The organism is Bifidobacterium tissieri, from assembly GCF_002259645.1.
Classification (GTDB): domain Bacteria; phylum Actinomycetota; class Actinomycetes; order Actinomycetales; family Bifidobacteriaceae; genus Galliscardovia; species Galliscardovia tissieri.
In genome coordinates, this window is sequence record NZ_MWWV01000004.1 from 217,561 (window position 1) to 238,570 (window position 21,010).

Below are 21,010 nucleotides of genomic sequence, written 5' to 3' on the forward strand. Positions count from 1 at the left end.
GGGTCTTTGACAACTGGACTACAGATAGGTGGGTTTGAATGGGTTGTATGGACGATTCGTGATCAGGTCCGCGCGATTATTTCCGCGAGGGGATGCGAAACATGGTGGTGCGTTGGATCAGCGGATCGGCGACGCGCAGCAGCCATGGCAGGAACACGAACATCATGAGCATGGAGAGGAACGCACCGCGACCGATGAGCGTGCCGAGTTCGGAGATCACGCCGTTGGTGGCGATGAGGTTCACCGATATCCCGGCACAGATGAGGATCGTGGCGGAGGTCAGGATCGTCACGGCGGAATGGTGGATCGCCGATCGTGCGGCATCCTTCGCGTTCATGGTTCGTCGTCGGTCGAAGTATTCGCGTGCGTAGATGATCGCATAGTCCACGGCGGCGCCCAATTGCACGGCGTCGATGACGAGGTAGCCGATGTAGTTGAGACTACCGCCCGTCAGATACGGCACGGACAGGTTCATCCAGATGGCCACTTCGATGGCCAGGAGGATCACGATGGGAATCGAGATGCTGCGGAACATGATCATCAGCACCAGGGCGATGGAGCCGATGGAGAATATCCGCACGATCGGCGTGTCCTGGCGCACGGTATCGCGCAGATCGTAGATGCTGACCGTGTTGCCGACCAGACGGTAATCGTCGCCATAATATGCGCCAACCGTCCGTCGCATCGTCTCGACCATGTCGTAGGCGGTGTCGCTTTCCGATTCGACGTCCAATGTGATCACGATGCGCGACCAGCCATGCGACAGCACCTGATCCGCCGTGGACTGGGGCACGATTGCGGTGGGGAGCGCGCGCCCGGCCTCGGTGATGTATGAGGTCACGCCGGTGACGTGATCCAGCCGTTCGATGGCATCGACGGTCTTCTGTTCGTCGGCCCATCGGCCTTCGGGAACCATGACGACCCATGTCTCCGATTTGCCGAATGCGTCGTCGATACGCTTGCTCTCCCGTTCCTGCACGCTGCCGTGTGCGGTCATGCCGGACGCGCCGTAGACGAAATCGTTGCGATCCTGCGCCAGATAGGCGGGAACCGCGCAGACGATGATGACCAACGCCACCGGCAGCATGATCCTCTGGCAGACTTCGGCGAATCGGCGGAACGACGGCAGCAGGTAGCGGTGGCGCAACGCGTTCAGCGGCTTCAGCATCATGAGAATCAGGCATGGCATGAGGAACATGACGGACAGGAAACTGAACACGATGCCCTTGGCGAGCACGACGCCCATGTTCACGCCGATGCCGAAGCGCATGACGGTGAGCGACAGGAATCCGAAAAACGTGACGGCCGCGCTGGAGAGCACAACGGAGAAGCCGCGCATCATCGCGTGCGCCATGGCATCTTCGGGGTCGGCGTACCTTTGCTGCTCCCTGCGGAACGTGTGCAACAGCACGATCGCGTAATCCATGGATACAGCCAGCTGCAGAATGGCGCCACAGATCTGGCTGATGAACGAGATCTCCCCCAGCACGATGTTCGTACCCATGTTGATGACGACAGCCACGCCGATGACGATGAGGAAGATCACCGGTTCGAACCACGAGTTTGACGTGAGCAGCAGAATCAGCACCACGACGGCCACGGCCGCAAGCATGATATAGACTACCTGCTGCGCCGTGGACTGCTGGGCGTCGGCGGTGCTGACGGCGTCGCCGGACATCGACACGCGGGTCGCGCCATCCCGTTCGGCAACGGCACGGGTATCCCGCAACGCCGTCGGACCCTTGTCCGATTCGACGGTGAGCTGGTACAGATATCCGTCGTCGGTCTTCCATGTCGATACCGTCTTGGCATCCTGCACGGAGGCCGGCTGCCTGATATCGACGACGCTGCCGAGCCACATGACCTCGGTCACGCCATCGACGTCGGCGAGTTCCTTGGAGATCGTCTCCGCCTGCGCGGCGTCGATGCCTTCGGCATACAGACGGGCATTGGGAGTGCCACCGCCGAATGCGGATTTCATGTCGTCGAGCGCGACGACGGACGGGGAATCCTTCGGCAGATAGTCCGTCATCGAATAGTTCACGCCAACGTACGGATATATCACTCCGCACACGAGAGTAAGCAGGGCGAAGAACCCCACCACCCATCGGCGGTGATGCAGCAGCCCCTTGCAGACGTTCAGCATGGTTTTCGTCTTCCGTTTCCACAGTGCCATACGACAGGTGATCCCTCGCACGGCAGTCATCACACAACAACCGATATATATGCAACATATGAACATTAACCAACAGTTGTTGTTTTACAATTGGCATTATGACAACGACGACATCGGGAAACAACCGCCACCGAAGGCAACGAACGTCGCCTAGACGACAAGATAATCAACAAGTGTTGTTTATCTCGAATATCGATGTCCCGAACCGAAAGCGAGAACCATCATGGACCGTCGAATGCGTCGAACCCGTACGCAACTGCTGCGGGCCCTCATCAGCCTGTTGGAGACCAAGCCACTGAACGACATCACAGTGACGGAACTGACAAGAATCGCCGACATCAACCGAGCCACGTTCTACGCGCACTACAAGGACGTGTACGAACTGTTCGACGAACTGAAAACCGAATGCTGCATCATGCTCCGCGAACTCATCGTGCGGCACGCCGAGGAGATCCAGCATGGCGACACAGCCGGTATTACCCGGGAGATCTTCGAATACTTCGACGACAACGAGCAGATGTTCACGCTGCTGACGTACAACGGGGACACGACGCTATACGGCGACATCATCATCACCCTGCAGAATGCGCTCGCCGAAACGGTGCTGCCTGTTAAGTGCGGGGAGCATTTCTCGAACCGTCGAACGGTCAATCGCGACGATCATCAGGAAATGATGCTGTTCGTCTACCAATTCGACTTCATCGTGGGCGGGCTGGTGAGCCTTCTTCAGCGATGGTTCACCAACGGCCGCAAGGAAAGCGTGGAAACCATGGCGGCCCTGGCCGACAACTACGTGCAGCGCATCGGCCCCGAGGCGTTCGAGCGCAGCATGAGCCTGATCGAAGCCGACGGCGCCAAAGTCGTCGCCCGGACCGTCTAGCGACCGTCGGACCGAAGAAACGAGCACGCGATCCACAGCCGCACACGCGAGGATTCCCGCCCCAGATCCAGTCCGAGCAACCGCTCGATTCTGTCGAGACGGTTCTCCACGGTGTGTCGATGCACTCCCAGCGCCTTGGCGGCATCGTCATCGCCGACGATCAACCATGCACGACGGTCGTAGACGCCTAATACGGCGGCCTTGGATCCGGACACGATACCACCGGAATCCATCGCCGCATACAGTCGCTCCACTACACACACCATGTACGCCGTGCGTTGCGCACGTCACGCCATGCGATCAACCCTCTTCTCATTCCTGCGCGATGGTGGTGTCGGCGAGCTTGTACTCGCCCAACGTGGTGACGGAGAAGTCCTTCACCTGATCACGGACGGCAAACAGTCCCGGCTTGTACACCAGCGGGATCTCCGGCGCATCGTCGGCGATGATCTGCTGCACCTGCGCGTAGTACCTGAGTCGGGTGTCGCGATCGGAATCGGCGGCCGCCTTCTTGATCAGATCGTCCACCTGCGGATTGGCGTACCCGGAATTCACGTTCGCACTGGACGAGAACATGTACTGCATCCATTCGTCGGGATCGGAGATGTCGTTGGTCATCTCGAACATGGCCACGTCGAAGTCGCCGGACGTGCGGTTGGAGTACACGGTGGTGGAATCCAGCGTCTGCAACGTCACGTCCACGCCAAGGTCCTTCCACGACTCCTGCAGGATCTGCGCGAGCATCGCCTTCTCCGGATCTCCGGACTGCACCTGAATCGTCAGCGAGAAATGCTTGGGGGCGTTCGACTTGGCGAGTTCCTCCTTCGCCTTCTCCATGCTGTATCGCAGATCCTTCACATCTTTGGAATATCCCATGAGGTTCTTCGACAGCATGGAATTCGCCGACTCGGCCTGACCGTAGTACACGGCGCGCACGATGGCTTGCTTGTCGATGGCGTAGGCGAGCGCGCGGCGTACATGCACGTCATCGAGTGGCTTCTTGCGGTTGTTGAGGTTCACCCAGATCAGCGACGTAGAGGGGAACGACGCCACGTGCACGTTCTTGGTCTTGTTGAGCGCCGACACGGACACGGCCGTGGGGAATTCGTCAATCTGCGCCTGTCCGGACTGCACCATCTGGCTGCGCGTGTTGGCATCAGACACGTATTTGAAGGTCACCGAGTTGAGTTTGGGCTTGCCCTTCTCCCAGTAGTCGTTGTTGCGGACGAATTTGATGTAGTCGCCCTTCTTCCATTCGCCCACCTTGTATGGGCCGGTGCCGATGGGGTTGGATCGAAACGCCGTTTCGCTCATACCGGCGAAGTCGGCGGGCATGATCGAGATGGCAGACATCGACAGGTCGCTGAGCAGCGGGGCCCACGGCTCCGACAGATCGATGCGCACCGTGTAGTCGTCGATCACGTCCACGCCGCTGATCGCCTCGAACAGGAACTGCCACGGCTTGTCGTCGCGGGCGGTTCGGGCGAAGTCGATGGAGAACTTCACGTCCTTGGAGGTCATTTCGGTGCCGTTGTGGAATTTCACGCCGTGCCGCAGGTGGAACGTCCACGACAGCTGGTCGGCGGACTCGTCCCATGATTCGGCGAGTCCGGGTTCTACGCCGGAACCGTCGGCCTTGTTGCGGGTGAGCGTCTGATAGACCTGCTGGATCGCCCAGATATCGCCATTGCTGTAGCCGGTGGCGGGCAGCATGTCGGTGGTTTCCAGCGAGCGCGCCACGACGAGGTCCTGCGTGTCGGCCGCGGTCGAATGGGATCCGCATGCGGATACGGATATCGTCATCACGGCGGCGAGCACCATGGCCGCCGCCTTGCTCAGCATCGGGATCATTCGCATCATGCCTGCTCCTCGTCGTGTTCGACATCGTTCGTTCCGGCCGCCAGTCGTTCTACGTATGCGCTGGACAGTTTGGGGATGGCGTCGATCAGACGCCGTGTGTAGGCGTTGGCGGGGTGGCTGAACACCTGTTCGGTGGGGCCTTCCTCCACGAGGTCGCCGTGGTAGATCACGTAGGTGCGTTCGCAGATGGATCGCACGATGTTGAGGTCGTGCGAGATGAACAGGATCGACAGGTCGAGCCGCTTGTTGAGGTCCATGAGCAGGTTGATGATGCCCGCCTGTACGGAGACGTCGAGCGCGGCGGTGGGTTCGTCGGCTATGAGCAGCCATGGGCGTACGGCGAGAGCGCGGGCGATGGCGACTCGTTGGCGTTGTCCACCGGACATTTCCGCCGGCAGGGCGTCGAGCATTTCGACGGGCAGCTCGACCAGGTTCATCAGGTATTCACAGTATTCGTCCGCCTGCGTGACCATGACCACCTTGTGGTAGAGGATTACTTCGCGCAGCATCTTGCGTACGGTCAGGCGCGGGTCGAGTGAGGCGTACGGATCCTGGAAGACCATCTGGATCTCGCGCCACTGTTCGCGGGTGCGTTTGCGGCCAAGTTCGTGTCCGTCGAATTCGATGGTTCCCGTGTAGTTGTCGTTGAGTCCGACGACGGCTCGGGAGATGGTGGACTTGCCAGATCCGGATTCGCCGACAAGTCCGACGATCTCGCCGAGGTCCACGTGCAGATCGGCGTGCTTGACCGCAGTGAACCGGGTTTTGCGACCGTGCTGACGGGTGACGAATTCGATGTTCAGCCCGCGTACGTCGAGCAGTCTGGTCTGGTGGGGCTGCGGCTGGGATGATTCTCCGAACGGGTTGACGATGCGTCCTTCGTTGCCTGTCTGTTCGGCCTTGGCTTCGGCCGTTTCGATCATGTCGTTCCATGTGGCCATGATCATGCTCCTTTCCGGCCGCTGTCGGCGTTGCCGTCGCTGTTGTCGACGCTGTTGTCGACGCCCCCGTTGTCATCTCCGGTCTTGGCGGCCTTCATGACGCCCTTGAGGTACGGCGTGGAGCTGAGCAACTGCCGCGTGTACGAATCCTTGGGCGTGTCGAAGACGTCGCGCAGGGTGCCTTCTTCGACGATCCGTCCGTGGTAGATCACACTGAGTGTTCCGCATAGTTGCGAGACAACGGCCAGATCGTGCGTCACGTACAGTAGTGCGGTGCCGGAGTCAGCGATGGACCGGAAGATGTCGAGGATCTGCTGCTGGATGGTCACGTCGAGCGCGGTGGTTGGTTCGTCGCAGAGCAACACCTTGGGTTTGCATGCGATGGCGGCGGCAATCATCACGCGTTGGCGCATGCCGCCGGACAGTTCGAACGGATAGGAGTCGAATCGGTCCTCGGGGTTGGTGATACCGACGCTTTCCATGAGTTCAATGGCTCGGGCGCGGGCGTCGGCACGGCTGAGATGCTCCTGTTCGCGCAGTGCGTCCACGATCTGCCAGCCGACCTTCATGATCGGATTCAACGCCACGGCCGGCTCCTGAAATACCATGGACACGCCCTTGCCGCGTATGACGGGATCGTAGTTCGGCGCTGACGGTCCCAGCACTTCCTTTCCGCAGACCTTGATGCTTCCGGAACGATAATGTGCGCCCTTGGAGAACAGCCCCATCACGGCGCGCAATGTCAGGCTCTTGCCGGATCCGGATTCGCCCACGAGGCCATGGGATTCGCCGGGGCGTACGCGGATGGTGAGGTTTTTCACCGCGGGGACGCGTTCGCCGTGCTTGTCCACGTCGATGGTGAGATCGACGATCTCAAGCGCGTATTCGTAGTCCGGTGCGGTCTTGCCAGATGTGGTCATGTCAGTCGCAGTCATGTCAGCGCCTCACTTTCAGCACGTTGGCGAGTCCGTCGCCGATGAACGACAATGCCAGAGAGATCAGGATGATAACGATGGTGGGGATGACGGTAAGACTGTAGACGCCGGCGGCGAGGAACTGCTGACCGTCGTTCATCATTTGTCCCCAGTCGGGGGTGGGCGGCACGATACCGAGTCCGAAGTAGCTCAGGGTGACGATGATGCCAAGGTTCACGACGATGTCGCTCATGGCGTAGACGATGCCCTGCGATGCGATGTTGGGGATCACGTGACGGAACAGCACCCAGCCGTCGGTGAAGCCGGACGCCTTGCAGCTGGCGATGAACTCGCGGTCGCGCAGGATCAGCGTCTCACCGCGGCTGATGCGCGTGTACGGCACCCATGACACGGCGGAGATGGCAATGAAGATGGACATGCCGCCATTACCGAGCACGAATACGAGCACGATGACCAGCACGTAGAACGGGAACGATGAGACCAGATCGGCGAGTCGCATGATCACGGTGGGAACGGCGCCATCGAAGTATCCTGCGATCGCTCCCAGAATCGTGCCAATCACCAGCGGGGTGAACACGGCCATCACGGCGACGAACAAATCGATGCGGCCGCCGTACAGCAGTCGCGCCCAGATATCACGACCGTACTGGTCGGTGCCGAGCGGGTGGGCGGAGGACGAGCCGAGCATGGCCTCACGCAGGCTCTGATGGGTGGGGTCATACGGGGTGAGCAATGGTGCGGCGATGATGAGCAGCGCGATCAGACTGAGCATCACGCATCCGATGACGAGTTCCGCACCGATGCGTTTCCGTCTGCGCGGCTTGGATCCGGTGAGTTTGATCTTGGCGTAATCCTTGTTGGCCTGTGCCACGGGGATCTTGGTTTCCGACATGTCGTTCTCCTCTCTCATCCGCGCTTGGCGGCGCGCGGATCGAGGGCGCCGTATACGAGGTCGGTGATCAGATAGACCAGCACCACGATGATGCCGAACACCACGGTGAGGGTCTGCACCACGGGAAGGTCGCGCTTCATCACGGAGTCCATAAGCAGCTGACCAAGCCCGGGCACGGCGAATACATTCTCCACCACGAGCGTGCCGCCCACCAGGAATCCGACCTGAATACCGAGCACGGAGACCGCGGAGATGGAGCCGTTGCGCAGCGCGTAGTTGAACAGCACCGCCCGGCCGCTTAATCCCTTGGCCCGGCCGAAGTTCACGTATTCGCTGTTCACGGAGTCCTGCAGCGACTGGGTGAGACTGCGGATGATGATCGGCGCGATCGACACCGCCACGGCGAACGACGGCAGGATGAGGGCGGCAACGTCGACGCCGCCGGACACCGATCCGATGGGGAACCATCCGAGTTGGATGGCAAAGATCTGTAGCAGGATCGCGCCGAGGAAGAATGTGGGCCAGCCCTGTGCCACGGCGTTGAGTATGCGCACGAACTCGGTCACCACGCGCGATCCGCTGGTGGCCACCCAGACGCTCAACGGCAGGGCGATGATCACAGCGAACACCGCGGCCAGCACCATGATGATCAGTGTGACCGGCAGTCGGGTGGCGATGAGCTCGACCACCGGCGCCTTGGCGGAGTACGAGGTGCCGAGATTGCCGGTGCACAGGTCACCGAGGAACCGCAGATACTGCTGCCAGAGCGGATCGTTCAGTCCCCAGGATTCGCGTAGCGCCTCGAGCGCCTGCTTGCTGGCCTTGGGACCGAGGGCCTGCACGGCGGGATCACCGGGGGTGAGCTTCAGCAGGAAGAAGGTGAGCGTGGCACAGCCCCACACGGTGGGGATAAGCAGCAGCAGCCGTTTCCCTATGTATAACCATTTCGATCCACTCATGGCTTGCTTCCTCTCATATAGGCATCTGTAAGGGATTGTTCCTCACGAGAGGGGGTCAAACAATGGACGTTCAGTGAGTACTCTTCATCAAATTGGACATGATATCCATAGCATCGTCATCGTGAAACAATAGGGTCGCAATATTCGGAATCATCGGCGAATCGTTGATTTTGCAACGAAATGACACCCATGGGAATGGCTGCGGGACATCCATCCCGTAACACACGGCACACATGACCGCAGGAAGAACATAACGTGGAATTTACACAGGACGCGGAACGGCGTGATCATACGACCTCATGATTGCACGACTACGGCGACTACGCGGACGGCGCGGACTATCCGCGCAGGAACGAGCAGGCGATCCACAGGCGTACGCGCGACGCCTCCTGCCTCAGATCCAGTCCGAGGACCCGTTCGATCTTGGACAGACGATTCTCCACGGTGTGCCGATGCACGCCGAGCGCCTTGGCGGCGGCCCCCACGTTGAACGAGACGGCGAACAGTTCGCGGATGGTGGCCATCAACGTATCCGACTCCTGACGGGGAAGCCGTCGCAACGGTGCCAGCAACTCGGACGCATACGCCACAGCCAGTTCAGCATGAATCAGCTCGTGGGCGGAGATATCGGCAAACTCACGCCCTTCGCCATTAAGCCGGATACGGTACATGTCCTGAACGGCCGACGCAAACCCGTCCTTCAGCGCACGCCATGAGGGGCAGATGACTGACCCGCAGTCGCAGTCGTCGCGCATGCACAACGCGCCCAGCACCTCCGACGCATCGTCGTCACCAACGATCAGCCATAGACGCCGATCGTACACGCCGAACACCGCGGCACCGGATTCAGGAATGATTCCTCCGGAATCCATCACCTCGTACAGGCGATCCACTACGTCATCGCCGTCCACACAGATTAATCGCAACGGCGGCCGCGGTACGGCATGCCACAGCTCCCCCGCCATCGGCAGCAACGTCTCGCCCTGCCCATCGGCGAACGCGGCGAACATCGCGGTACGCAGACGGCCGATGCGTCTGCCGGACGACTGCAGTCGCGGCACCACGACCGACAACACGTCGGCGGCGGCCATGGTCAGCGAACGCAACTGCACGTCGGTCCGCGCATTCCGGGGTGCGCTGGCCACCATGATGCCGGTGAGCACGCCGCCACGCCCGCCAATCGCCGCACCGGAGCCCGCCATCGAACCACCGACCGAACCACCGGAGGATGCGGACGGATCGCGCACCACGCAGGCGCAGCAGCTATGCCCATTCTGCACGCCAAACACGGTGGTCAACGCCGGATTGGCTTGGGACTGGGCGGCCTTGGCGGCCAATCGCATGGCCCAATCCTGGGCTTGTTTGCCGAAGGTGCGGTTAGAGATGTCAACCACCGTGCCATCGGCGTCGACGTAGGCGGCCCACCCGCCGAGCAGTCTGGCCATGGTGGAGATCACGCCGTGCAGCGGGTCCTCGCCGGATGCGGATTTGAGCATCTGCCGTTGCATGAGCAGGGACCGTCGCATGGTCTCGTCATGCCGGTCGGCGATGGCCTTCGAGACGGTTTTGACGACGGCAAGGAACGGGATCCTCAGCGGTACGTCGAACATCGGCAGACCGCCGCGGGCGGCCGCATCGAGCAGGGCGGCCGGCGCTGACGGGTGCTTGACCCCTACGCCGAACCCGATGGCGAGCACGCCCGCCTGCACCAGCTGGGACACATAGCAGTCGCACCACTGCCGATAGGCCTCCCGCTCGTCGGTGAAGCGGGCCGGCAATCCCACCGCCTTGCGCGCGGCGACCAGCAGAGCGTGATCGTCGGCGGCGTCCATGGGTTCCGTGGGAAAGTTCGTGCCGGTGGTAAGCAGCACCTCGCCGGGCTCGCTCCACATGGCGATGTCGGCGATCTCCGCGGGATGAACCCACGATATGGGCCGGTCGAGTGCACCCGGCTCGCCGGGACAGGTCAAGGTCAGTCCCAGTTCCGGGTCGGCGAGCAGACGACGAAGCGTAACGCCGTCGGATGACGGGTCACGCTTCGAGGATGATGATTCGGCGGTCATATCGGCTGCAGGCTGCGGACTACTGCAGGGATTCGTTGTACCGATTCACGGCGAGGGTGCGCTTGGAACCGGCGAGGTTCTCGAGCACCAGACGGCGCAGGGCACGATCGGCGTCCTCGTGATCGGCGAGCCAGGCGTCGCCGGCGGATACCAGCGAGGCCGGATCGGCATAGCCCGGGTACAGGCCGTTGAGCAGCGTTTCCGCCATGTGGTAGGTTTTGTTCTTCCACACCCAGTCGATCACGGTGAAGTATTCGTCGACGTACGGGTCGGCGAGCTCGCGGCTGTCGGTGCCGGAGAAGGCGTAGGCCACGGATTCCATCTGCGAGTTGGTCAGCTCGTCGTTGTGCAGGGCCTGATCCCATGCCCAACGCTTGGCCTCAGCGGTGTTGATCGCGGCCTTGGCACCCACGGCGAATTCACGGTTCTCCGTGGTGTCGCGGCGGGCGAGCTCGGCGTCGATGTCGGCGACGTCGATCAGACCCTGGTCGGCGAGCGCGTGGATCAGCGACCAGCGCAGGTTGTTGTCGATGTCGAGGCCCGGCAGCGTGAGCGTGCCGTCGAGCAGGCCGCGCACGTGTGCTTCGAATTCGCTGTCGTGACCGTAACCGAGGTAGGCCTTGAGCAGCTGGAACTGGTTGTCGGACCCGGCCTTGGCGTCAAGCGTCAGGGTCCACAGGTTCCTGGACACGTCCTCGAGCACGGCGGCGCGGCGGGCGGAGGCCACGTAGTGGTGCGCGGTGGTGCTGATCTGCGCGATCGCGTAGCGGAAGGTGGTGGATTCGGTTTCGCTGGCGAGCGCCTTGAGGCTCACGGCGATGAAGTCCTCGGCGGGCAGTTCGCCGTCGCGGGTCATGTCCCACAGGCTCAGCCACACCACGGCGCGGGTGAGCGCGTCGGAGAAGCGGTGGAGATTCTTCAGGGCGAAGTCGAGCGAAGCGCTGTCGAGACGCAGCTTGGTGTAGGTGAGGTCGTCGTCGTTCACCAGGATGAACGCCGGACGCTTGAGTCCCACGGCGTCGGCCACCTCGGTCAGTTCGCCGTCCACGTCGAGTTCGAAGCGCTTGGTCCGGGTGACCGCACCGTTCTCGTCCACGTCGTAGAAGCCGACGGCGAGACGGTGCACGCGCAGCACGTTATGATCGACCGGGGCACTTTGACGCAGTGCGAGCCTGATGATCGTATCGTCGGCGGCGGTCTCCAGTTCGGTGGCGATGGTGTTGATGCCGGCGGATTCGAGCCACTGACGGCTCCATGCCTTCAGGTCGCGGCCGCTGGTCTGTTCGAGTTCGTCGAGCAGGTCGGCCAGTGTGGCGTTGCCGTACGAGTGGGCGGTCAGGTAGTTGTGGATGCCCTGGAAGAAGCGATCACGGCCCACGTAGAACACGAGCTGCTTGAGCACGGACGCGCCCTTGGCGTAGGTGATGCCGTCGAAGTTCACGTACGTGTCGTTGAGATCGTTGATGGGAGCGACGATCGGATGCGTGGTGGGCAGCTGGTCCTGACGCAGGGCCCAGCTCTTCTCGCCGGCGCAGAACGTGGCCCAGTCGTTCGACCAGTCGGTGGCTTCGGCGGTGGCGAGCGTGGACATGAATTCGGCGAACGATTCGTTGAGCCACAGGTCGTTCCACCACTTCATCGTGACCAGGTCGCCGAACCACATGTGGGCGAGCTCGTGCAGGATGGTCTCCACGCGGCGGTTGGCCAGCGCGTCGGTCACCTTGGATTCGAACACGTAGGAGTCGCGGATCGTCACGGTGCCGATGTTCTCCATGGCGCCGGCGTTGTATTCGGGGACGAACAGCTGGTCGTACTTGGCGTACGGGTAGGGCACGCCCCACTGGTCGTTGTAGAACGCGAAGCCCTTCTTGGTGATGTCGAACAGGTAGTCCACGTCCTTGGCCATGGCGTCCTTGAGCGCCTGACGGCAGTAGATGCCCATGGGCACGGTACGGCCGTCCTCGTTCGCGTAGTCGGTGTGCCAGCTGGCGTACGGACCGGCCACGAGGGCCGTCAGGTAGGAGCTCATCGTGGGCGTGGTGGCGAATGTCCAGCGGCGCGCGGTTTCGGCGGGCTTGTCGCCGAGCGTACCGGGTTCGGTCTTCTGGTCCACGTCCTCGACGGATGCCACGGTACCGATGGAGATGACGTCCCACGACTTGGGTGCGGTCACGGTGAAGTCGAACGTGGCCTTGATGTCGGGCTGGTCGAATACGGCGTACATGCGGCGGGCGTCCGGAACTTCGAACTGCGTGTACAGGTACACGTTGCCGTCGGAGGGGTCCACGCTGCGGTGCAGTCCCTCGCCGGTGGTGGAGTAGCGGCACAGCGCCTTGACCTCGACCGTGTTGTGCTCGGCCAGACCGGCGAGCGCCACGCGCGAGTCGGCGTACGCCGTGGCGTCAAGTGCGACGCCGTTGAGTGTGATGGATTCCACGGAGTCGGCGATCAGATCAAGGTAGGTCGACTCCCCCGGCTTGCCGTCGAAGGTGACGGTGGTGTTCGAGACGAAGGTCTTTGCGCCCTTCGTCAGGTCGAGTTCCACCGTGTATGCCGCGTGCGAGACGATTCCCGCGCGTTCCTCGGCTTCGATTCTGGTGAGATTGGCTCCCGGCATGGTTTCCCCTTCCTTGTTCGCGGTTCTGCCTGTTCGTTGTTGTTGATGCCGACCGATGGCCGCGCCCGCTATGGGCGTGTACCGGTACGGCGTACGTGTTGGTAATGGTACGTGGTGCGGATATGCACGGATATGCGTAGGCTCCCCTCGTGTGAGGGGAGCCTGAATCGTCGGTACGATTACTCTTCCACGTCCTGCGCGATGTCGGCCACGACGGGCACGATCATCGGACGGCGGTGGAGCTTGCGCGCCACCCAGCTGCCCAGCGTGCGGCGCATGATCTGCTGCAGCTGGTGGGTGCTCTTGGTGCCCTGCATCATGGCATCCTCGAGGTTCTGCACGATCTGCGACTGCACCTGGCGGAATTCGCTTTCGTCCTCGGCAACGGCGTTGAGGTAGATCTTCGGACCGTTGACCACTTCGCTGGTCTCAGTGTCGACCACCACGAAGCTGGAGACGAAGCCCTCGGTGCCGAGGATGCGACGCTTCTCGAGCTCCTCGTCGGTGAGCTCGCCGACCGAGTCGCCGTCCACGTACACGTAGTTGCACGGCACGGAGCCGACGATGGCGGCCTGACCATGGTAGAGATCCACCACGTCGCCGTCCTCGGCCAGCACCACGTTCTGCGGGTCGACGCCGGTTTTCACGGCGATCAGGCCGTTGGCCACGAGGTGGCGGTTCTCGCCGTGGATCGGCATGGCGCACTTGGGCTTGACGATGTTGTACATGTACAGCAGCTCGCCCTCATTGCAGTGACCCGACACGTGCACGGCGGCGTTGTCGCGGTTCACCACGCGGGCGCCCATCTGCACAAGCTTGTTGATCACCTTGTACACGCCATGCTCGTTGCCCGGAATCAGGGAGCTGGCCAGGATCACGGTGTCGAACTCGTTGACCTTGATGTACGGGTGGTTGCCGTCGGCGATACGGCCGAGCGCGGCCATCGGCTCACCCTGGGATCCGGTGCACATGAAGACGAGCTTGTCGTCCTGCACGTCCTCGGCCTGCTTCATGTCGATGACGGTGTTCTCGGGGATGTGCAGGTAGCCCAGATCGGAGGCGATGCCCATGTTGCGCACCATCGAACGGCCCACGAACACCACCTTGCGGCCGTACTTGTGCGCCGCATCAACCACCTGCTGCACGCGGTGCACATGGCTGGAGAAGCTGGCGACGATGATCTTGCGCTTGGCTTCGGCGAACACGCGGTCGAGTGCCGGACCAATGGATGTCTCGGGCTTGACGAAGCCCGGGATCTCGGCGTTGGTGGAGTCCATCATGAGCAGGTCCACGCCCTGCTCGCCCAGACGGCCGAACTCCACCAGATCGGTGATGCGGTGGTCGAGCGGCAGCTGGTCGAGCTTGATGTCGCCCGTGTCGATGAGGCTGCCGGCCGGGGTCTTGACGAACACGGCGAGCGCGTCGGGGATGGAGTGGGTCACGGTGACGAACTCGAGGTTGAACGGACCGACCTTGAGACGATCGCGTCCCTCGACCTCCACCTTGGTGGGGTTGAGATGATGTTCCTTGCACTTGGCGTCCACGAAGCCGAGCGTGAGCTTGGAACCGATCAGCGGGATGTCGGGACGGAGCTTGAGCAGGTAGGGCACGCCGCCGATGTGATCCTCGTGGCCGTGCGTAAGCACCAGGGCCTCGACTTTGTCGAGACGGTCCTTGATGTAGCTGAAATCAGGCAGGATCAGATCGACGCCCGGCTGCTCCTCCTCGGGGAAGAGCACACCGCAGTCGATGAGCAGCAGGTGACCGTTGTATTCGATCACGTTCATGTTGCGGCCGATCTCGCCAAGGCCACCCAGCGGCACGATGCGCATGGATCCCTTGCGGTACTTCGGCGGTGCGATCAGCTCCTGACGCTGGCCCCTGGACTGCTGGGCGGGCCTGCGGCCGCGACGGGATCCACCGCTCCTGCGGGATCCGCCGCGCTTCTTGGCGGTGTTGGAATTATTGGTGTTTGTTTCTTTGACCATTCTCTTGTTTTTCCGTTTGTTTCTTGCCCCCGCCTATACGGGAGCGACGCTTGGTTGGTCCGCTCAGAGCAGACCGGCAGCGCGCATGCCCTCCTCGGCCTTGGCGATCTGTGCGGCGTTGGGGCCGATGTTCGGCAGACGCATGGTGGTGTCGGGAATGTATCCCCTGACCTTGCAGGCGGCCTTGGCCATCACTGCCTGATAGCCGTCACCGTTCAGGGAGTGCACCAGCGGTGCCAGCTGGTTGGCGAGACGGCGTGCGGTGGCGATGTCACCCTCGTCGAACGCCTCGACGAGACGGCGCATGGGATTGCTGGCCACATGCGCGATCACCGAGATGATGCCGACTGCGCCGATGGACAGGAACGGCAGGAACAGACCGTCATCACCGGAATACCATGCCAGACCGGTGCGTTGCTGCTTCTCCACGGCCGCGGCGAGATCACCGGTGGCGTCCTTGACGGCCTTGACATGCTCGAGTTCGGCGAGACGATCATACGTTTCGATGGACACCTTCAGTCCGGTACGACCCGGCACGTCGTACACGATGATCGGCTTCTCGGCGACCTCATCGACGGCCTTGTAATGACCGACGATGCCTTCCTGACTCGGACGCGAATAATACGGCATGACGACGAGCACGGCGTCCGCGCCAGCCTCCTGGGTCTGCTCCACCATACGCACGGTGTGCGCGGTGTCGTTGGAACCCGCACCGGAGATCACCGGCACGTCCACGACCTCCTTGACGGCCTTCACCAACGCGACCTTTTCATCCATGTGGGTCACCGGCGATTCGCCGGTCGTGCCGTTGACCACCAGACCATCGGCGCCGTCGGCGACCAGATGACTGGCCAAAGCCTGAGCGGCCTCATAATCCACATTGCCATCCGCGGTCATCGGCGTGACCATAGCGGGAAGGATACGCCCGAACGGGGCAGGGTCGAGAAGATGCATTGTACCGTCACTCATATCGCTTACCGTACTTCGGATTGTGGACTCGGACAGGACGATGTCCACAATACGCAGACGTGGTCTACTCAGTTGCGGCGGGGAACGCGGCAGCCGCCTTGTCGATCAGACGATCGAGCAGATCGGTGCCACGCATCACGCCGGTCCATGGATTGGCATCGTACCCGTAGACGATGCCCGCCAACGCTCCGGCCACCGCGGCAGTGGTATCGGTGTCACTACCCAGATTCACCGCCTCGCGCACACAGTCCGCATAGCAGTCGGTCGTCGTCAGACACCAGAACGCGGCTCCGAGCGTAGCCAGCACAAATCCGCTGGAACGAACCTCACTGCGCGATGTGACATGCGGATCCGGCACCTCGGCGATGGCCCAGGCCCTGTCGATCGCCGCAGCACGGCGATCCCGAATATCACTGTCATCATCGGCATCGCCGTCGGATGTGGAAGCCAGCCAGGCGGGCGACTCCGCGATCAGCAGACGCGCGGCGTGAATGAAACGCACACACGCACTCGTGCTGATCTCATGCGCATGCGTGATCGCACTCACCGCACGGATGTCATCATCGGAGCAGTCGACGAACGCAAGCGGGATGATGCGCATCAGACTGCCGTTGCCGTTGTCGCGCTCGCCGTCCCGTCCTTTGCCGCTGGCCAGGGCATAGCTGGTCGTGCGGCCGATGTCGAACACCTTGCCGTCGGGCGTATACTCGCCGTTGCGCGCCCACGCGACGAACCTGCCACGCATGTCGTCGACGTTCACCGTGCCGTTGTTGTCGGCGAGCGAATCCAGCGTGCCGAGCATCATCGCGGTGTCGTCGGACCATGTGCCGGCGGGCTGGTCGTGCGTGCCGTGACCGACCATATCGACGCAGCGGAAGGTGTCCCGCGGATTGAACTCGTACGGCACGCCGAGCGCGTCACCAACCGCCTGCCCATATACGGCCGCCCTGAGCGTCGCCTCCATCACATCATTCAGCATCGTGAAACCTCCATAACCGTACGTATCGTACCCGCCGCATCCGGACTGCCGCATCCGGCGCAACCGTCGCAACGGCGAATGCTATCCTGCTTGATTTACAGATCAAGGAACTTGTCAAGGCCGATGGTCAGACCGGGGTGCGCGGACACGCTGCGCACAGCGAGCAGCACGCCCGGCATGAAGGAGCCGCGGTCGAAGCTGTCGGCGCGGATGGTGAGCTGTTCGCCGGCGTTGCCCAGCAGCACCTCCTCATGCGCGTTCAGGCCGCGCAGACGCACCGCGTGCACGTGGACGCCGTCGATCACCTGGCCGCGCGAGCCGCCGTCGGTTTCGGTGGCGTCGGGCATGGGGCCGAGTCCCGCGGCGCGGCGGGCGTCGGCGATGGTGTGCGCGGTGTGGATGGCGGTGCCGCTGGGGGCATCCACCTTGTTCGGATGATGCAGCTCCACGACCTCCGCGGATTCGAAGTATCGGGCGGCCAGACCGGCGAAGTAGTCGGCCAGCACGGCGGAGATGGCGAAGTTCGGCGCGATGAACACGGCCTGGTCCTTGCGCGGAGCGGCGGCGAGTGCGGCACGAACCTGATCGAGCTTCTCGTCGGTCCAACCGGTGGTGCCCACCACCACGTCCACGCCCTGACCGATCAGCGCGAGCACGTTGTCCAGCGACACGGACGGCACGGTGAACTCCACGGCCACGTCGGTGTTGTCCGGGTTCACCTGCGTCAGATCGTCGCCGGCGTCGAGCGCCAGCGCCAGTTCGGTGTCGTCCGCCTGAGTGACGGCGTTGACCACATTGCCGCCCATACGGCCCTTGGCACCGATCACGGAAACCTTGATCATCGATATCTCCTTTGCATCGTGATGCTGTCTACCAGCGTGTTTGATGTGCTCCAGTTGGTTTGTTCTGTATATTATGTGTCTATCATCACCGGTCGAACCGTCACCCAGTCACCGGTGGAACCGCTCACGCAGAATCCGTATCGTCTTCGGCAGCATGATCGTGAACGCGGTCAGTCCGAGAATCCACAGCGGGTATTGGATGAGCACGGCCATGCGCATCGCATGATCGGTGTACAGGCTCGGGCTGGTGGCGCCCTGCGCGTCGAGCAGCAGACCGACGCCGAGGAACACGATCGCCGACGACAGGAATCCGCCCGTATTGGCGAAGCCGGTCGCCGCGCCGAGATTGGCGGGGCTGTTGGTGTCACGCGCGAAATCGAATGCGATGTTCGACGCCGGACCGCCGCTGGACATGGCCAGCAACAGCAACACCATGAACCAGGTGGGATGCGGACCCGGGGTCAGCAGCAGGATCGTCCAGCAGATCATCTGCGCGCCCACGGTAGTGTAGACGATCGCCGCGCGTCCGTGAATGGGATGGAGACCCGCCACCCGGCCCATGATGAACGCCCATGCCACGTTGATCACCATGCCGATCGCCAGATACGCGCTGGCCTGAGCGCGCGAATAGTGTTCCACGGCGAGCAGGAACGGGAATCCCCACAGTTGGTTCATCATGTTGATGGAGAACCAGGTGGTGGCGTGCACCCAGAATCCGCAGAACGTGCCCGGGGTCTTCAGCGCCGCACGCAGTCCGTTCAGCGCCGCGCGCAATCCTCCCTGAGGACGTTCGTGATGACGGCCGGTCTGGTTCGGATCGTCACGGACCCCCATCAGCACCGCGGAGGCGATGCACACGCCCACGCCGGTCAATGACAGGAACGCGACCTGCCAGTTCGTCAGACCAAGCAGCCAGACGAACGGATAGATGGAGATGATCTGCCCCATGCCGCCGAGCATGGACGTGATCTGGTTCATCAACGGCACCTGACGGAACGGGAACCATGCGGACACCAGACGGATCACCGAGATGAACGTCATCGCATCGCCCATGCCCACGATGCCGCGCCCGACGATTGCGAGCGCGGTCACGGGCGCGATGGCCATCATCGCCTGGCCGACGGCCATGAACAGGCCTCCGGTGGCGATGAGCTTGCGCGCGCCGAACCGGTCGAGCAGCACGCCGGCCGGTATCTGCATGATCGCGTAGACGAACAGCTGCAGGTACAGGAACATCGACAGCGACGTACTGGTCGTGTTGAAATGATGGGCCGCCTCGATGCCCGTGGCCGACAGGGATGATCGGCAGGTGACGGCGAAGACGTAGCCGGCCATGGCCACCGCCCACATCGCATATGCCTGTCCGCCGCCCAACCGCGGAGACTGCGTCTTCTCTTGCACGGACCGCCCGGTCGAACGTGGCGTATGTTCACTCTCACTCACTCGCACATGATATCGCCGTGCCGCCATATCTGCCGGTTTTGCCCACGGAACCGTTGGAAACCGACCGGATTGCCGGGTAGACGGTGGAGGGACCGTGTCCGGGGGACCGCGACCGTATCAGTCGATCATCGTGGCACGACGCCGGCGACGGGCCAGACCCCATGCCAGCGCGGCCAGCGGAACCGCGCACGCGGTGGCGACGAACGGCAGCGTCATACCGGCGGGTACGCCCATGGAGTCGAGCACCACGCCTCCGATGGAACTGCCCAGCGAAACGCCAAGGGAGTTGCCCGTGGCCAGCCACGACAGTCCTTCGGTCAGCGACTCCTCAGGCACGATCTCCTTGATCAGCAGGTTGCCGGTTGCGAACGTGGGGGCCACGAATAGTCCGGCCAGCACCTCGACCACGCCCAGCGCGATCAGATTGCCGGTGAACAGGCGGAATCCGATGTACCAGACCGACAGGATGGCAAGCAGCACCACCATGTGGCTCCAATGCGACCCCTTGAGCTTGATCGATCCGAATACCAGCGCGCCGACCAGAGAGCCGAGGGCGAACATGGCCAGCTGCAGTCCCACGAGCTTCTCCACGCCCATCGCCTTGGTCATGGCCGTCACCGACACATCGAACGCGGAGAAGCTCGTGTTGAACGCGATGAACACGAGCACCAGCAACGCCACGCCCGGATACAGGAGTGCGCTTTTGACATGTCGCCGCGTGCTCATGGCGTTGATCTTTCTGGAGGATTCACCGGCACGCACGTTGCCGCCCTCCCCGATCACGCTGCCACCGGCATTGGCCTCCACCGGCGTGACCGTGATGACGGGCGGCTGCGTGGACTTGAGCGAGAAGAATACACTGCCGCCGATCAGTGCGCACAATGCCGGGAACACCAGCTGGGAGACCGGGTGCACGCTGGTGGCAAGGAACGCGGCCATGATCGGGCCGAGGATGAACACCGTCTCGTCAATCGCGGATTCAAAGGCGTAGGCGGCGTTGAGCAACGTGTCGTCCTGCTGTCCGCGCAACGCCCATGCCCAGCGGGTGCGGACGAGCGCGCCGAACGCGAACTGCGTGATGCCCGTGAGCACGGCCAGCACGAACAGGACGGCCAGTGGGATGCGCAGCAGCGCACCCAGCGCAAAGGACAGCATGGCCACCACCTGCACGGCGAGGGCCACCCGTCCCACCTTGAGCTGGCCGAACCGGTCGAACATGCGGGCGTAGAACGGCGTGACCACGGCCGCCGACAGCACATACACCGCGCTCATGGTGCCGGCTACGGTCCAGTTGTCGTACAGATGGTTCAACGCCAACACGATGCCCAGACCCATCATGGAAATGGGCATGCGCGCCACAGCCGCCGCGGCGCAAAACGCCTTGGCACCCGGGGTGCGGAAGATCATCGCGTATGGGGAGACATGGCGGACGGAGCCGCGCGCTCCCCCATCCGGAACCCCCTGCA

At 62.6% G+C, this 21,010-nt stretch carries 16 protein-coding genes; 1 reads left to right on the forward strand and 15 read right to left on the reverse strand.

Features of this window, described 5'->3' with window-relative positions:
* Nucleotides 1-76: 76 nt before the first annotated feature.
* Nucleotides 77-2,176, reverse strand: a complete 2,100-nt coding sequence (locus BTIS_RS03870; protein ID WP_158216827.1) for an efflux RND transporter permease subunit — start codon at nt 2,174-2,176, stop codon at nt 77-79.
* Between the two features lie 235 nt (nt 2,177-2,411).
* Between BTIS_RS03870 and BTIS_RS03875 the strand changes: the two genes are divergently transcribed.
* Nucleotides 2,412-3,056, forward strand: coding sequence for a TetR/AcrR family transcriptional regulator (locus BTIS_RS03875; RefSeq protein ID WP_094662817.1), 645 nt, complete (start codon nt 2,412-2,414; stop codon nt 3,054-3,056).
* Here the strand turns inward: BTIS_RS03875 and BTIS_RS03880 are convergent.
* The 14 genes from BTIS_RS03880 to BTIS_RS03945 all read right to left on the reverse strand — a co-directional run bounded on the left by BTIS_RS03880 (nt 3,053) and on the right by BTIS_RS03945 (nt 20,951).
* The gene (locus BTIS_RS03880) at nt 3,053-3,310 is read right to left on the reverse strand and encodes a helix-turn-helix domain-containing protein (protein WP_211279421.1); all 258 of its coding nucleotides are present in this window, start codon (nt 3,308-3,310) and stop codon (nt 3,053-3,055) included. The genes BTIS_RS03875 and BTIS_RS03880 overlap by 4 nt on opposite strands.
* 58 nt (nt 3,311-3,368) lie before the next feature.
* Nucleotides 3,369-4,916, reverse strand: coding sequence for an ABC transporter substrate-binding protein (locus BTIS_RS03885; RefSeq protein ID WP_158216828.1), 1,548 nt, complete (start codon nt 4,914-4,916; stop codon nt 3,369-3,371).
* Nucleotides 4,913-5,857, reverse strand: coding sequence for an ABC transporter ATP-binding protein (locus tag BTIS_RS03890; RefSeq protein ID WP_158216829.1), 945 nt, complete (start codon nt 5,855-5,857; stop codon nt 4,913-4,915). Before BTIS_RS03890 ends, BTIS_RS03885 begins: the two co-directional genes overlap by 4 nt.
* Nucleotides 5,858-5,859: 2 nt before the next feature.
* Nucleotides 5,860-6,792 (reverse strand): ABC transporter ATP-binding protein, encoded by a 933-nt coding sequence (locus BTIS_RS03895; protein ID WP_094662825.1) that lies wholly within the window; start codon nt 6,790-6,792, stop codon nt 5,860-5,862.
* 1 nt (nt 6,793) lies between these two features.
* A complete protein-coding gene (locus tag BTIS_RS03900) occupies nt 6,794-7,684 on the reverse strand; it encodes an ABC transporter permease (RefSeq protein WP_158216830.1) in 891 nt (296 codons plus the stop codon).
* A gap of 14 nt (nt 7,685-7,698) precedes the next feature.
* Entirely contained in the window at nt 7,699-8,643 is a 945-nt protein-coding gene (locus BTIS_RS03905) for an ABC transporter permease (RefSeq protein ID WP_094662829.1), read from the reverse strand.
* A gap of 338 nt (nt 8,644-8,981) precedes the next feature.
* Nucleotides 8,982-10,706 carry a helix-turn-helix domain-containing protein gene (locus tag BTIS_RS03910; RefSeq protein ID WP_094662831.1) on the reverse strand — a complete coding sequence of 575 codons (1,725 nt, stop codon included), beginning with the start codon at nt 10,704-10,706 and terminating at the stop codon, nt 8,982-8,984.
* A gap of 19 nt (nt 10,707-10,725) precedes the next feature.
* Nucleotides 10,726-13,323: an aminopeptidase N gene (gene pepN, locus BTIS_RS03915; protein WP_094662833.1), complete on the reverse strand. Its 2,598-nt coding sequence runs from the start codon at nt 13,321-13,323 to the stop codon at nt 10,726-10,728.
* A 179-nt stretch (nt 13,324-13,502) separates the two neighbouring features.
* Nucleotides 13,503-15,311 carry a ribonuclease J gene (locus tag BTIS_RS03920; RefSeq protein ID WP_094662835.1) on the reverse strand — a complete coding sequence of 603 codons (1,809 nt, stop codon included), beginning with the start codon at nt 15,309-15,311 and terminating at the stop codon, nt 13,503-13,505.
* A 63-nt stretch (nt 15,312-15,374) separates the two neighbouring features.
* Nucleotides 15,375-16,280: a 4-hydroxy-tetrahydrodipicolinate synthase gene (gene dapA / locus BTIS_RS03925; RefSeq protein WP_094662837.1), complete on the reverse strand. Its 906-nt coding sequence runs from the start codon at nt 16,278-16,280 to the stop codon at nt 15,375-15,377.
* Nucleotides 16,281-16,344: 64 nt separating this feature from the next.
* Complete coding sequence (locus BTIS_RS03930) at nt 16,345-17,259, reverse strand: ADP-ribosylglycohydrolase family protein (RefSeq protein ID WP_245819261.1); 915 nt, start codon at nt 17,257-17,259, stop codon at nt 16,345-16,347.
* A gap of 95 nt (nt 17,260-17,354) precedes the next feature.
* Entirely contained in the window at nt 17,355-18,101 is a 747-nt protein-coding gene (gene dapB / locus BTIS_RS03935) for a 4-hydroxy-tetrahydrodipicolinate reductase (protein ID WP_094662839.1), read from the reverse strand.
* 108 nt (nt 18,102-18,209) lie between these two features.
* Nucleotides 18,210-19,502, reverse strand: coding sequence for an MFS transporter (locus tag BTIS_RS03940; RefSeq protein ID WP_158216831.1), 1,293 nt, complete (start codon nt 19,500-19,502; stop codon nt 18,210-18,212).
* Nucleotides 19,503-19,661: 159 nt separating this feature from the next.
* Nucleotides 19,662-20,951 (reverse strand): MFS transporter, encoded by a 1,290-nt coding sequence (locus BTIS_RS03945; protein WP_245819293.1) that lies wholly within the window; start codon nt 20,949-20,951, stop codon nt 19,662-19,664.
* Nucleotides 20,952-21,010 lie beyond the last annotated feature (59 nt).

Coding starts and splice junctions, on each gene's coding strand:
- BTIS_RS03870 (WP_158216827.1), bottom strand. CDS start 2,176: ATGGCACTGTGGAAACGGAAGACGAAAACCATGCTGAACGTCTGCAAG.
- BTIS_RS03875 (WP_094662817.1), top strand. CDS start 2,412: ATGCGTCGAACCCGTACGCAACTGCTGCGGGCCCTCATCAGCCTGTTG.
- BTIS_RS03885 (WP_158216828.1), bottom strand. CDS start 4,916: ATGATGCGAATGATCCCGATGCTGAGCAAGGCGGCGGCCATGGTGCTC.
- BTIS_RS03890 (WP_158216829.1), bottom strand. CDS start 5,857: ATGGCCACATGGAACGACATGATCGAAACGGCCGAAGCCAAGGCCGAA.
- BTIS_RS03895 (WP_094662825.1), bottom strand. CDS start 6,792: ATGACTGCGACTGACATGACCACATCTGGCAAGACCGCACCGGACTAC.
- BTIS_RS03900 (WP_158216830.1), bottom strand. CDS start 7,684: ATGTCGGAAACCAAGATCCCCGTGGCACAGGCCAACAAGGATTACGCC.
- BTIS_RS03905 (WP_094662829.1), bottom strand. CDS start 8,643: ATGAGTGGATCGAAATGGTTATACATAGGGAAACGGCTGCTGCTGCTT.
- BTIS_RS03910 (WP_094662831.1), bottom strand. CDS start 10,706: ATGACCGCCGAATCATCATCCTCGAAGCGTGACCCGTCATCCGACGGC.
- pepN (WP_094662833.1), bottom strand. CDS start 13,323: ATGCCGGGAGCCAATCTCACCAGAATCGAAGCCGAGGAACGCGCGGGA.
- BTIS_RS03920 (WP_094662835.1), bottom strand. CDS start 15,311: ATGGTCAAAGAAACAAACACCAATAATTCCAACACCGCCAAGAAGCGC.
- dapA (WP_094662837.1), bottom strand. CDS start 16,280: ATGAGTGACGGTACAATGCATCTTCTCGACCCTGCCCCGTTCGGGCGT.
- BTIS_RS03930 (WP_245819261.1), bottom strand. CDS start 17,259: ATGCTGAATGATGTGATGGAGGCGACGCTCAGGGCGGCCGTATATGGG.
- dapB (WP_094662839.1), bottom strand. CDS start 18,101: ATGATCAAGGTTTCCGTGATCGGTGCCAAGGGCCGTATGGGCGGCAAT.
- BTIS_RS03945 (WP_245819293.1), bottom strand. CDS start 20,951: ATGATCTTCCGCACCCCGGGTGCCAAGGCGTTTTGCGCCGCGGCGGCT.